We start from the raw sequence: 12,193 nt of genomic DNA, 5'->3' as shown, positions 1-12,193 counted from the left end.
CAAGCACTACCGCAGGCGGCGGGTGGCCAATGAGGCGGCGGCTGCGGCACTCGAAAGCATGATCGAGGAGCCGCCCGAATGAGCGAATGTGGAGGGTTTGTGGAGGGTCAGGCGCAGTGGCTCGCTCCGGTGACCTGGTCGAACGTGCGTGACCAAGGAGAAAGCTCCTCCAGTTGGACTCGAACCAACAACCCTTCGGTTAACAGCCGAATGCTCTGCCAATTGAGCTATGGAGGATCACCCGCCGGAGCCCGCCCGGCGGACTCCAACTCTAGCGCATGCCGCGAACGGGTTCCGACCTACCCGGCGCTCCGTGCCCGACTGGAGGAAGATGGCAGTCGACAGCAGGTCGAGCCGTTGGAGGCGATGAAGGATGAAGGCGTTCGTGCTGGGCGCCGCGGTCGGGTACGTGCTCGGGGCCAAGGCCGGCCGTGGCCGCTACGACCAGATCATGCGCACCTACCGCAAGATCGCCGACCACCCCGCGATCCAGGGCGCCGCGGGCGTCGCGCGGGCCAAGATCGGCGAGAAGACCGGACTGGGCGAGCGGCACAAGTCGGCCTCGCAGCAGGGCAACGGCCGGCGGGACGTGAGTGAATCCGTCTACAACACACCCTGATCCGGGAGCCCCCGCGCCCCGCGAGGTGCGGGGGCTTCCCAAGGCCCAACTCCATCTCCACCTGACCGGCGCCATGCGGCCGACCACCCTCGCCGCGCTGGCCGCTCGCGACGGCGTCGACGTGCCGCCCCCGCTGCCGACCACCGTCGGCACGTGGGCCGACTTCCAGCATCGCTACGACACGGCCCGCACGGTCATCCGCACGCCGGCCGACGTCCACCGGGTGGTCACCGAGGCCGCCGAGGACGACGCGGCCGACGGCTGCGGCTGGCTGGAGATCCAGGTCGACCCGACGTCCTACGCACCCGTGTTCGGCGGGCTCGCGCCGGCGCTCGAGGCCGTCATCGACGCCGCCCGGCAGGCGCCGGTGCCGACAGGTGTCATCGTCGCCTCCGCGTGGACGCGCGCGCCCGAGCACGCGGTGACGCTGGCTCGGCTCGCCGCGCGGTACGCCGGCGACGGTGTGGTCGGCTTCGGCCTGTCCAACGACGAGCGGCACGCCACCGTCGCCGACTTCGCCCCGGCCTTCGCCATCACCGCGGACGCCGGGCTGCTCGCCGTGCCCCACGCCGGCTTCTACACCGGCCCGCGCCACGTGCGCGCGTGCGTCGAGCACCTGCGCGCCGACAGGATCGGCCACGGCACGGCCGCCGCCCGCGACCCGGCGACGCTGAGCCTGCTCGCCGAAAGGCAGGTGGCGCTGGAGATCTGCCCGACGTCCTACCCGCCCTTCGGCGTGCACGAGCTCGCCACGATCCCCCTCCGCCCGCTGCTCGACGCCGGCGTCCCGGTGGCGTTGGCGACCGACGACCCGCTGCTGTTCGGCACCGGCCTTGCCGCCCAGTACGCGATATGCCGCGACGTCCTCGGCCTCACCGACGCCGAGCTGGCCCGCGTCGCCGCCGCGAGCATCCGGCACTCGGCGGCGCCGCAGCAGCTCAAGGCCGAGCTGCAGCGGCGCGTGGACAGTTGGCTCAGGGACGGATCGCCACGACCTGGTACGGCGTCGTCGGCTCCGGCGGCGTGCTGAACCGGGCGTTCGGCAGGTACAGCCGGCCGGCGAACGCGCCGACCGTCGTCGGCACGTCGAACCGCGGGTCGGTCAGCTTGTCCACCACGCGGGCGCTCGTCGCGCAGCGGTCCAGGCGCAGGACCGAAACGGTGTTCTGCTGGTTCTGCACGACGTAGAGGGTCCGGCCGCGCAGCAGCATGCCGTCGCCGTTCGTCATCGGCTCGGACAGCGCCACCTCGCGCGACACGCCCGACGTCGACACGCGGAAGATGCCGCCGGTGTTCGACTGCACCACCAGCAGGCCCTTGCCGTCCGGCGTGCGGGTGATGCCGTTGACGTTGAAGCCTTCCTGGTACACGAGGTCACCGGTGATCGGCACGGTCACGGCCGTTGCCGGCAGCTGCCCGTGGCGTAGCGGCAGCTTGTAGAGCACCTGGTTGACCGAGTCGGTGAACCAGGCGGCAGACGGGGTCAGCACGACGTCGTTGATGAAGCTCGCGCCGGACGCGAGCTGGTAGCTCTTGAGGAGCTTGCCGGTACGGGTGTCGACCACGCGCGCGTCGCCGGCGTCGCCACCCGACACGAACAGCCGGCCGCGGGCGTCGGTCTTCATCCCGACTGACGGCGTGCCCGGCCCCTGGCTCACGATCTTGCCGCGCCCGGTGACCAGGCTCGCTCTGTAGATCGAGCCGTCGGCTCTGGAACCGAAGTAGGCGAACGGACCGGGGCCGATCGCGATCCCTTCGGGCTGGAACCCGTTCGGTAGGGGGAAGGTGGTCGGGAAGGCGGGAGCGGCCGCCGCGCCGGGCGCGACGAGGGTCGCGGCGAGTACGGCTGTGAGTAGGGGGACTCCCAGGCGTCGTAACATCACGGGTCCTTCGATCGACGCAAAACGGTCATCCGGTCTACGCGCGCGACCCGCGAAGGGTTCAGACCCGCGCGACGACGAAGACCCGGCGGAACGGGAACCACGTCGTGCCGTCCGTGCGCATCGGATACTCCGTACGCAGCCGCGGCGCGAGCTCGGCGCGGAACTGCGACCAGTCCGCCCCGTCGAGCGCCGAGCGGATCGGCCGCAGCGCCGTCCCGGTGACCCACTCGAGCACCGGGTCCTCGCCCGTCAGCCGCTGCAGGTACGTGGTCTCCCAGGCGTCGACCTCGCAGCCGGCGTCGGCGAGCAGGCCGGCGTACCCGGCTGGGCCGAGCACCGCGTCGTCCTCCCGCAACACCACCGACGCGAGCCGCTCCTGCCATCGCGGTTCGCGCACCAGCTCGCGGAGCCGCACGTGCGACGGCGCGTCGAAGTTGCCCGGCACCTGGAACGCGAGCCACGCGCCGGCGGGCAGCTGCTTCGCCCACCGCGTCAGCAGCTCGTCGTGGCCGGGCACCCACTGGAACACGGCGTTGGACACCACGACGTCGGTGTCCGGGGCCGGCGCCCACTCCCGCACGTCGCCGACCGACGCGGCGATCCCCCGTTCCCGGGCGGCGTCGACCATCTCGGGCGAGGAGTCCATCGCCTCGACGACCGCGCCGGGCCAGCGCGCGGCAAGCGTCTCGGTGAGGTTGCCCGGACCGCATCCCAGGTCGGCGACCCGGCGCGGCTCGTCGGCCCGCACCCGGGAGATGAGGTCGAAGAACGGCCGTGACCGGTGGTCGGCGAAGTCCAGGTACTTGTTCGGATCCCACATGACGCCCTCCCCAAGCAAACCGTACGTACGTACTGTTTACTCTAGCGCCTGCCGGATCTTCGCCGCCACCTCCGTGGCCACCCGCCGCACGGCCTCCTCGTCCGTGCCGCGGTCCGGACGCACCTGCAGCACGATCCCGTCCCGCCCGGGCACCTTGCGCTGCACGAACCACGCTCCTCCGCCGGGCAGCTCACGCCGGTGCCGCGAGCGGATCGACCCGTTGACCCGGATGTGCACGACGTCGGGCAGCTTGTACGCACGCTCGAGCACGAACCGGACCGGCGGCTTGTCGGCGAGCAGCACCGCTTCACCGGCCATCCCCGTCTCCTGGGCCTCCACCAGCTCGAGCACGCCGTTTCCCCAGGTCACCTTAGTGACCAGGTGCCAGCCGACCCGCCGCGGACCGTCCTCGCCCGGCACCCACAGCCCCAGCGAGGTCGCGAACAGGAGGCTGCCGTCGCGCAGCACCGACGACGCCACGACGTTCTCGTCCGGCTCCAGTGCGCCGGCCAGCTGCTCGGGTACGCCGCCGCCGAACAGCCGGCGCAGGAACCCGGTCACGACATCTCCCTTGTCAGCTCCGCCGCGCAGCTGATGCGCCGTCTTCCCTCCTCGCGTGCTCGGCGCCGGTGCGCCTGCGCGCACTGGCCGGTACAGGCGGCACACGCGGCTCCGCTCTCGGTCACGACAACCCGCCGGCCGCCTGGTCGCCGAGCGCCTTGCGGTACTGCTCGAGCGCGACCAGGTCGCCGAACAGCGTGCGGTAGTCGTCCGCGTCCTCCACCGGCGAGAGCCGCTGCAGCCTCGACTTCAGCTCCGCGATCTGGCTCGCCACCACAGTCTCCTGCAACGCGGCGATGAGGCTGGTCACGTACCGCGCGTCCGGATCCGCCTTGTGGTGCAACGGTTCCACGGCCAGCTCCGTGACCAGCGACCGCACCGTCTGATGTGGACACGCCTGGCTCGCCGCGTCGACCAGCGCCGGGCCGGACAGCCCGGACGCCGTGCCGCCGACCGCGAGCAGCGCCTCGTACAGCTCCCGGTACGCGGGATGGGTGAACGCCTCCTTGGGCACCGAGCTGTCGTAGTACGGCCCGGCCAGCTCCGGCGCCTGCAGCGCGGCCTTGAGCGCCTCGCGCTGCACCCACAGCCGCGGGTCGTTGCGCTGCGGCCGGGGCGGGCCGTCGACGTCGACCGCGAGCGCGCCCTGGTTCGGGTCGGCCGGCCGGGGCCTGCCACGGCGCTTGTCCACGACCGGGGCGCCCGCGCTCTCCCGGACCCGCCGCACGACCATGGCCTCGTCCTGCCAGCCGGACCAGAACGCGAGCTTGGTCGCGTACCCGTCCCGGCTCGCCTGGTCCTTGATCTTGGCGACCAGCGGGACCATCTCGCGCAGCGCGCTGACCTGGCCGTCCACCGCGTCGAGGTCGAACTCCCGCAGCTTGGTACGGATCGCGAACTCGAACAGCGGCTGGCGGCGGGCCACGAGGTCCTTGACCGCGGTCTCGTTCTTCGCCATCCGCAGCTCGCAGGGGTCCATGCCGTCCGGCGCGACCGCGATGTAGGTCTGCCCGGTGAACTGCTGGTCGCCGTCGAAGGCCTTCATCGCGGCCTTCTGCCCGGCCTCGTCGCCGTCGAAGGTGAAGATCACCTCGCCGCGGAAGGCGTCGTCGTCCATCAGCAGCCGCCGCAGCACGCTGAGGTGCTCGTCGCCGAACGCGGTGCCGCACGAGGCGACCGCGGTCGGCACGCCGGACAGGTGCATGGCCATCACGTCGGTGTAGCCCTCGACGACCACGACCTGGTGGCGCCGCGCTATCTCCCGTTTCGCGAGGTCGAGGCCGAACAGCACCTGCGACTTCTTGTAGATCGGGCTCTCGCTCGTGTTCAGGTACTTGGCCTGGATCTGGTCGTCGTCGTACAGCCGCCGCGCCCCGAAGCCGACGACGTCGCCCCCGAGGTCCTTGATCGGCCACAGCAGCCTGCGGTGGAAGCGGTCGATCGGCCCCTGGCGGCCCTCCCGGGACAGCCCGCCCTTGATCAGCTCGGCGAGGTCGAACCCGCGGCCCAGCAGGTGCTTCGTCAGCTTGTCCCAGCCGCCGGGGGCGTACCCGCAGCCGAACTTCGCCGCCGCGGCCTGATCGAACCCGCGCTCGTCGAGGAACTCGCGCGCCTTGACCGCCTCGGGCGTCTGCAGTTGCTCGGCGTAGAACTCGGCCGCCGTCCGGTGGGCGTCCACGAGCCGGGTGCGGGTGCCCCGGTCGCGCTGCCGGCTCGGCGTGCCACCCTCGTACGTGAGCTGGACGCCCGCGCGCTCGGCCAGCCGCTCGACCGCCTCGACGAAGCTCAAATGGTCGATCTTCATGAGGAAGGCGATGACATCGCCGCCCTCGCCGCAGCCGAAGCAGTGGAAGGTGCCGTGCGTCGGCCGCACGTTGAACGATGGGGTCTTCTCGTCGTGGAACGGGCACAGGCCCTTCAGCGCGCCCCCGCCGGCCCGCCGCAGCGACACGTACTCGCCCACGAAGTCGTCGATCCGGGTCCGCTCGCGCACCTGCGCGATGTCGCTCTCCCGGATCCGTCCCGCCACGGTGAACGAGTCTAGGCGTGAGGTCCGACATTCCGACGGCAGGTGGCGCTCGGCAGGTCATACGATGGAGGTTGTGACGGTCAGCGACGACGTTCTCGCCGAGCAGTTCGCGCAGCACCGGAGTCACCTGATCGGGGTGGCCTACCGGCTCACGGGCTCGGTGTCGGACGCCGAGGACGCGGTGCAGGAGGCGTGGCTGCGGCTGTCCGGAATGGACGATGAGCGGCGTGCCGGGATCCGCGATCTGCGCGCCTGGCTCACCACCGTCGTGGGCCGGATCTGCCTGGACCGGCTGCGTTCGGCGACCGCGCAGCGGGAGCGCTACGTCGGGCCGTGGCTACCCGAACCCATCGTCACCCCGTTCGGCACCAAGGTGAGCGACGATCCACTTGACACGGTCGTGCGCGAGGACGAGGTGCGCATGGCGGCCATGGTCGTCCTCGACGAGCTGACCCCTGAGCAGCGCGTCGCGTTCGTGCTGCACGACGCGTTCTCCGTGCCGTTCGCGGAGATCGGCGAGATCCTCGGCGTCCCCGAGTCGACCGCGCGCCAGCACGCCTCCCGCGGGCGCCGGGCCGCCGCGCAGGCGGACCCGCCGTCCCGGATCCCGCTCGCCGAGCAGCGCGCGATCGTGGAGAAGCTGATGGGCGCGATCATCGCCGGTGACGTACCCGGCGTGGTCAAGCTGCTGCACCCCGACGCCGTCCTGCTCGGCGACAGCAACGGCAAGGCCCGCACCGCGCGGCGGCGCATGGTCGGCGCCGAGAAGATCGCCCGCTTCCTGTTCGGCCTGCTCGAGGCCTACGGGACGGACCGGCTCACCGGCGGCGAGCTGACCCTGGTCAACGGCGACCTCGGCATGGTCATGCCGGACATGCCGGCCGACGGCGCGCGCTGGGCGCTGTCGCGGCGGGCCGTCGCGTTCGCGGCACGCGACGGCCAGGTCACGGCCATCTACGACGTGGTCAACCCGGACAAGCTCACTCACCTGCGCTTCTGACCGCGGGGGCGTCCGCGGGCACCGGGATCCGGCAGGCGTCGCCGGAGGTGAATCCCTGCTCGCGGAGGCCGAGCGCGCTGTACATCCGGGCACGCATGTTCTCCAGCCCGATCTGGTAGGTCAGCTCCAGCACGGCCTCCTGCCCAAACTCCGCGACGAGCTCGGCGACCTGCTCGTCGGTGGCCCGGGTCGGGATGGCGGACATGGCGTCGGCGTAGGCAATCGCCATCCGCTCCCGGCGGCTGTAGGCGGGCGAGGTCTCGTAGTCGTCGATCTTCATCAGCCGCTCGATATCGAGGCCCTCGTGCTTCTGCAGCATGGTGCCGAAGTCGATGCACCACGAGCAGCCGAGCTGCTGGGCGACCCGGTAGACGGCGAGCTCGCGGACGTTGTTCGGCAGCAGCTTGCTGGCCTTCTCGGTGGCCATCTCGTGGCGTGCGGCGGCCCTGAAGAGCTTGCGGTTGCGGGCCAGCACGGTGAACGGCTCGGGCACGGCGCCGAGGCGGCGCTTGGCATACCAGTAGACGACACGCAGCAGCGGACCGGCTTCCTTCGTGGGGATACCGGGAATCCTGGGCATGATCTCCTCCTCGGGTGGTCACCCCTCGGACGAGCGAGCCCCGCCGGACGTGACAGTCAGGCTTTCGTGACCACCGCCACCCGCAGGCCGTTCTTCGGGCGCATCGCGGCGAAGCCGGTCGGGCGAATCCGCTGCTCGACCGCACGGAGCTCGGTGCGTTCGAGCAGGCGGCCCAGCATGACCGTGAGCTCCGCGGTGGCCATCGTGGCGCCGACGCAGCGGTGCGGGCCGCCCCCGAACGGGACGAACTCGTGCGGGCCGGCCTTGCGGAACGCGGGGTCGCCGGGCAGCCAGCGCTGCGGCCGGAACGTCAGCGGGTCGGCGTAGACGGCCGCGCTGCGGTGGGTCACGTACGGGCTGTACAGCAGGATCGTGCCGGTGCGGATCGGGTGGCCGGCGAACTCGAAGCCGCGCGCGACGTGCCGGGCGGATACGACGGCCGGCGGGTAGAGGCGCAGCGTCTCGGACACGAACGCGCGCCGGTACTCCTCGTCCGCGGCGGCCCGCTCCCGTAGCTCCGGATGGCTCACCAGCAGGTGGATCGCCCACGCCATGGCCGCGCTGGTCGTCTCGTACCCGGCGGCGATCAGCGTGACGGCCTGGTCACGGATCTCCTCGTCCGACAGGCCCGCGCCGTCCTCGTCGCGGCCGTTGACGAGCGTGGCGAGCACGCCGTCGCCGTCCGACTCACGCACCCGGGCGATCTCTGCGTGGATGCGCTCGTCCACCCTTGCGCGGGCCCGCATCGCCTTCTGCCACAAGGGAGTCCGCAGCGCGCGGTGCAGGCGGATCACGTCCGGCTGCCGGTCGACGAGGTCGAGCAGTGCCTGCAGGTGCTCGCCGAGGAAGTCCGCGTCCTCGGCGAGCCGCGGGCCGAACAGCGACCGCAGCGTGCCGCGCCGGATCGCGCCGCGGAAGGCCTGGTAGGCGTCGACGACCTCGCCCGGGCGCCAGCGGTCGATGACCTCGTCCGCGCCCTCGGTCATGATCGCCCGGTAGCGAGCGACCTGCCGGTGGTGCATGGCGGGCTGGACGAGCCGCCGCCTGTGCTTGTGCTCGGCGCCGTCGGAGACGATCAGCGAGGTCTCGCCGTCGACCGGCACGAGCCCCTCGAACGCCTCGCGCATCGTGAACAGCTCGTCGTTGGCGAACACGAAGCGGTTCGCCTCCGGCCCGAACAGGTAGGCGTACCGGTGCCGGCCGGCGCCGAAACGGACGACCGGGCCGCGCCGGCGGTGCAGGAACCTGAGGAACTCTCCCGGCGGATAGGCGATCGCGTCGGTCACGGGCTGGTGACGCGGGTGACGAAGTAGACGACGCCGGTCTTCACATGGCGGACCAGCAGCAGGAACGGCCGGTCGACGCGAACCTCGACGGACTGGGTCGGCAGCGAGGTCAGCCGCATCATGACCGCGGTCGCGGCGGCACCTTCGAGGCCCTTCTCGTCGATCTCCAGCACGGACTCGTGCAGCACGGCCTCGATCGCGAGTTTGGTCGAGCTGATGCCGGAGAGGTCGGCGTCGTTGCCGAACACGGTGCGCACGCCGAGCTTGTTCAGCGGCGGGGTGAGCTCGGTCTGCGTCGAGATCTTGAACTTCGGCAGCGCCAGGTCGACCTGGGTCGGCTTCGGCGCGTCGAGCAGGCCGGCGAACGTCTCCGGGTCGAGCGCGGGCTCGGCCTCGGCGAGGTCACCGTCGGGCAGCAGCACGACGGCCTGGACGCCGCCGATCGCGGGCATGGTCACGACCTGCCAGCCGTCGCGCGCCGCGTAGCCGAGGCGCTCGGACTGGGACATCGTGGGCACGTCCACGGAGCCGCGCGGCGCGTGGAACGGCTGCGGGCGGGTGGTCCCCTCGGTGAACGGGAACCGCCAGGCGCACTTGAGGTAGAGAGCGTTGACCAGCGCGGAGCGGGTGTCCGTCGTGATCGCGTCCGCGGGGATGAGCTCGGGGATGAGGTCCCGCGTCGTCTTCGCGACGTCGACGTTGATCCGGTCGCGGGCCTCGCCGGGCGCGGTCCGGAACGGCGCCTCGCGGACCTTGCCGCTCGACCACCGGCCCAGCTCCTCGACGAACGGCACGAGGATCTCGACCGACTCGTCGACCCAGAGTGTGTTCGACACGGCGATGACCGGCTCGTCCTCCTTGCCGCGCGGCGGTTCCAGGACACCCGCGTGGGTCAGCAGCTCGCCGAGCTGCGTGAGGTCACTGGCCTTGTCGCCGAGCAGCAGCACGGCGAGCTCGTCGCGGGTCATGCCGGCCGCGCCGCGGGCGACCAGGCCGAGCGCGCTCGCCACCGAGAACGGCGACCAGCACACGTTTCTCGCTGGATCGGGCGCGACCGCCTTGTGCAGGGCAAGCGTGTACGCGAGGTGCGCGCGATCCGTCACGAAATCTCCTCACTACCGGCGTGGGTCGGGCATCGCGATCATGACCGGGGGCTCGGGTTCGGGTAAGGCCCCCGCGTCGGACATCGGGCCGAGCGGTTTCGGATGGCGCGGTTCGCGGACGCCCGCCGAGCCGTCGTCGCCGTCGTCCGGGTAGCCGTAGTAGCCGTAGTAGCCGTCGCCGTAATAGCCGTCACCGTAGTAGTCGTCACCGTCGCCGTAGCCGCCGTAGCCGCCGTCGGCCGGGACCGACTCGCGCGGTTCGCGGCGGTAGACGCCGCGGCGGCCGGTACCGCCGGGCGGCCGGTTGAACAACTCATCCATGCCATCGAGTGTGCCACGTCACACCGACATGCCTCCGGCTTGCACGAACGCCTTGTGCCAGCCGCCGGCCTGGGCGTCGGTGAGCGCGGCGACCTGGTCCACGACGATCCGCAGCCGGGCGCAGTCGTCGGCGGCCGCGTGCCAGGCGGGGACGAAGGCCGGTTCCAGCGCGTCCGCACCCCGTGCGGTGAGCGCGGCGACGAGCTCGGCGAGCCGCTGCCGCTGGGTGGCCTGGACGGCGAGGCGGCCGGGGTCGCTCATCACGTAGCGCAGGGCGACGGCCTTGAGCAGGGCGACCTCGCAGGCGACGCGGGCGGGGACCACCAGGTCGGCGGCGTACCTGGTGAGGACGCCGTCGCCATGCTCCTGCCGGGTGGCGGCGACCGCGGCGGAGACGAACCGGCCGACGAGCTCGCTGGTCAGCCGCTTGAGGGCGACCTGGGCAGCGAGGGTGCCGTCGTACTCGTGGCTCGTGAGCGCGGCGACGACGGGCAGCCGCAGGAGTTCGGTCGCCGCGTCCTCGAGGCCGGAGACCGGCTCGGCGCTGAAGTGCTTGGCGGCGAGCTCGGCCACGACGGTCCGCTCGACGCGGCCCGTCAGCGCGGGCAGGGAGATGCGGCCCGCGCGGACGCCGTCCTCCACGTCGTGCACGGAGTAGGCGACGTCGTCGGCCCAGTCCATGACCTGGGCCTCGAGGCAGCGGCGGCGGTCCGGCGCGCTCTCGCGGATCCAGTCGAACACCTCGCGGTCGTCGTCGTAGACACCGAACTTGCGGGTGCCGGCGGTGCGCGGCCACGGGTACTTGGTCGCCGCGTCGAGCGTCGCGCGGGTCAGGTTGAGGCCGTGCTCGCGCTCTCCCAGCACCTTCGGCTCGAGCCGGGTGAGGATGCGCAGCGTCTGGGCGTTGCCCTCGAACCCGCCGCACGCCTGGGCCACCTCGTCGAGCGCGCGCTCGCCGTTGTGCCCGTACGGCGGATGGCCGATGTCGTGGGCGAGCCCGGCGGTGTCGACGATGTCGGGGTCGCAGCCCAGCTCGCCGGCGATGCCGCGGCCGATCTGCGCGACCTCGAGCGAGTGGGTCAGCCGGGTGCGCGGCACGCCGCTGACCTCCGAGCCCTCGCCCGGCCCGACGACCTGCGTCTTGCCGGCGAGCCGGCGCAGGGCGGCCGAGTGGAGCACGCGGGCGCGGTCGCGGTCGAAGGGGCTGCGGCGGGTGGGCCACGAGCCGGGCAGCACCGAGCTCTTCGCCTGCTCGGGGTACTGGCGAGCCGCGTCGTACTCGGTGTAGCCGGGGGTCATGTGCGGAGGTTACTTGTCCGCGGCGACATCCTCCGTGATGCCGATCCCCTCGGTGGACGCCCTGGTCGTGCGGTAGTACAGCAGCGCGGCGGTTTCGTAGAGGATGTAGCGGATCTGCGTCTGGCGGGTCTGCACGATCGGGCCGGTGTGGGTGGGCGAGGTCCAGGCGTCGAGCCCGACATCGCCGGCCATGGTGCGGGCGCGCAGCGAGTGCCACGGGTCGCTCACGATGACCGCGGTATGCCAGCCGTGGTCGGCCGCGGTCTGGGCGGCGGCGCGGAGGCTGCCGAGCGTGTCGCTGCCTTCGGGGACGTCGATGACGTCGTCCTTCGGCACGCCGTTCTTCTCGAGCCAGAGCGCGCTCGCCTCCGCCTCGGTGTACTCGTCGCCGGGCTTGCTGCCGCCGGTGGTGAGGATGTGCTTCGCGACGCCCTCGGTGTAGAGGTTCTTGGCGTGCTTGAGGCGGGCCTCGAGGATCCTGGACGGGGTGCCGCCGTATTGTGCGGCGCCGAGGACGAGGACGACGTCGGCCGGGGTGCGGTCGTCGTCGCGGGCCACCTGCCACACCCGGAAGCCGGTGCCGCCGACGACCAGTGCGCCGACGAGCAGCACGCCGACCAGCAGTCGACGCACGAACCGGCGGACCGGCCGTGCGTTCGGCTGGGCAGATGTCACTCGACCGATCCTTCCAG

13 protein-coding genes and 1 tRNA gene are annotated in these 12,193 nt (G+C 72.0%); 3 read left to right on the top strand and 11 right to left on the bottom strand.

Annotation, left to right across the window (positions count from 1 at the left end; translation table 11 throughout):
• Nucleotides 1-164: 164 nt before the first annotated feature.
• Nucleotides 165-237 (bottom strand) — tRNA-Asn (locus VH969_RS33835).
• A 136-nt stretch (nt 238-373) separates the two neighbouring features.
• Here VH969_RS33835 and VH969_RS33830 point away from each other — a divergent pair.
• Together VH969_RS33830 and add are read left to right on the top strand one after the other, a co-directional pair.
• A complete protein-coding gene (locus VH969_RS33830; protein WP_331982190.1) occupies nt 374-619 on the top strand; it encodes a hypothetical protein in 246 nt (81 codons plus the stop codon).
• Nucleotides 594-1,649, top strand: coding sequence for an adenosine deaminase (add, locus tag VH969_RS33825; protein WP_331982188.1), 1,056 nt, complete (start codon nt 594-596; stop codon nt 1,647-1,649). Before VH969_RS33830 ends, add begins: the two co-directional genes overlap by 26 nt.
• On the opposite strand, the gene VH969_RS33820 is transcribed toward add, so the two are convergent.
• The 4 genes from VH969_RS33820 to dnaG all read right to left on the bottom strand — a co-directional run bounded on the left by VH969_RS33820 (nt 1,594) and on the right by dnaG (nt 5,912).
• Nucleotides 1,594-2,499 carry an SMP-30/gluconolactonase/LRE family protein gene (locus VH969_RS33820; RefSeq protein ID WP_331982186.1) on the bottom strand — a complete coding sequence of 302 codons (906 nt, stop codon included), beginning with the start codon at nt 2,497-2,499 and terminating at the stop codon, nt 1,594-1,596. The two genes, add and VH969_RS33820, sit on opposite strands and share 56 nt — an antisense overlap.
• Nucleotides 2,500-2,560: 61 nt before the next feature.
• Nucleotides 2,561-3,322, bottom strand: coding sequence for a trans-aconitate 2-methyltransferase (locus VH969_RS33815; protein ID WP_331982184.1), 762 nt, complete (start codon nt 3,320-3,322; stop codon nt 2,561-2,563).
• A 36-nt stretch (nt 3,323-3,358) separates the two neighbouring features.
• Entirely contained in the window at nt 3,359-3,883 is a 525-nt protein-coding gene (locus tag VH969_RS33810; protein ID WP_331982182.1) for a hypothetical protein, read from the bottom strand.
• 121 nt (nt 3,884-4,004) lie between these two features.
• Nucleotides 4,005-5,912, bottom strand: a complete 1,908-nt coding sequence (gene dnaG, locus VH969_RS33805) for a DNA primase (RefSeq protein ID WP_331982179.1) — start codon at nt 5,910-5,912, stop codon at nt 4,005-4,007.
• 64 nt (nt 5,913-5,976) lie between these two features.
• Here dnaG and sigJ point away from each other — a divergent pair, with 64 nt between their 5' ends.
• Nucleotides 5,977-6,912 (top strand): sigma-70 family RNA polymerase sigma factor, encoded by a 936-nt coding sequence (sigJ, locus tag VH969_RS33800; RefSeq protein ID WP_331982176.1) that lies wholly within the window; start codon nt 5,977-5,979, stop codon nt 6,910-6,912.
• Here sigJ and VH969_RS33795 read toward each other — a convergent pair.
• From VH969_RS33795 to VH969_RS33770, 6 genes are read right to left on the bottom strand one after another with little or no spacing between them, the layout of a single operon-like run.
• Nucleotides 6,893-7,492: a carboxymuconolactone decarboxylase family protein gene (locus VH969_RS33795; RefSeq protein WP_331982173.1), complete on the bottom strand. Its 600-nt coding sequence runs from the start codon at nt 7,490-7,492 to the stop codon at nt 6,893-6,895. The two genes, sigJ and VH969_RS33795, sit on opposite strands and share 20 nt — an antisense overlap.
• A 56-nt stretch (nt 7,493-7,548) precedes the next feature.
• Entirely contained in the window at nt 7,549-8,778 is a 1,230-nt protein-coding gene (locus VH969_RS33790) for a cytochrome P450 (RefSeq protein WP_331982171.1), read from the bottom strand.
• Nucleotides 8,775-9,881 (bottom strand): serpin family protein, encoded by a 1,107-nt coding sequence (locus VH969_RS33785; protein ID WP_331982168.1) that lies wholly within the window; start codon nt 9,879-9,881, stop codon nt 8,775-8,777. The genes VH969_RS33790 and VH969_RS33785 overlap by 4 nt, the downstream gene beginning before the upstream one ends.
• 12 nt (nt 9,882-9,893) lie before the next feature.
• A complete protein-coding gene (locus VH969_RS33780; RefSeq protein ID WP_331982165.1) occupies nt 9,894-10,202 on the bottom strand; it encodes a hypothetical protein in 309 nt (102 codons plus the stop codon).
• 18 nt (nt 10,203-10,220) lie between these two features.
• Nucleotides 10,221-11,501: a deoxyguanosinetriphosphate triphosphohydrolase gene (locus tag VH969_RS33775; RefSeq protein WP_331982162.1), complete on the bottom strand. Its 1,281-nt coding sequence runs from the start codon at nt 11,499-11,501 to the stop codon at nt 10,221-10,223.
• A gap of 9 nt (nt 11,502-11,510) precedes the next feature.
• Nucleotides 11,511-12,185: a YdcF family protein gene (locus VH969_RS33770; RefSeq protein WP_414638666.1), complete on the bottom strand. Its 675-nt coding sequence runs from the start codon at nt 12,183-12,185 to the stop codon at nt 11,511-11,513.
• Nucleotides 12,186-12,193: the final 8 nt, after the last annotated feature.

The organism is Actinophytocola sp., from assembly GCF_036555685.1.
Lineage (GTDB): Bacteria > Actinomycetota > Actinomycetes > Mycobacteriales > Pseudonocardiaceae > Actinophytocola.
Note: the sequence above shows the minus strand (reverse complement) of the source record. Positions and strands in the feature narration are given on the sequence as shown.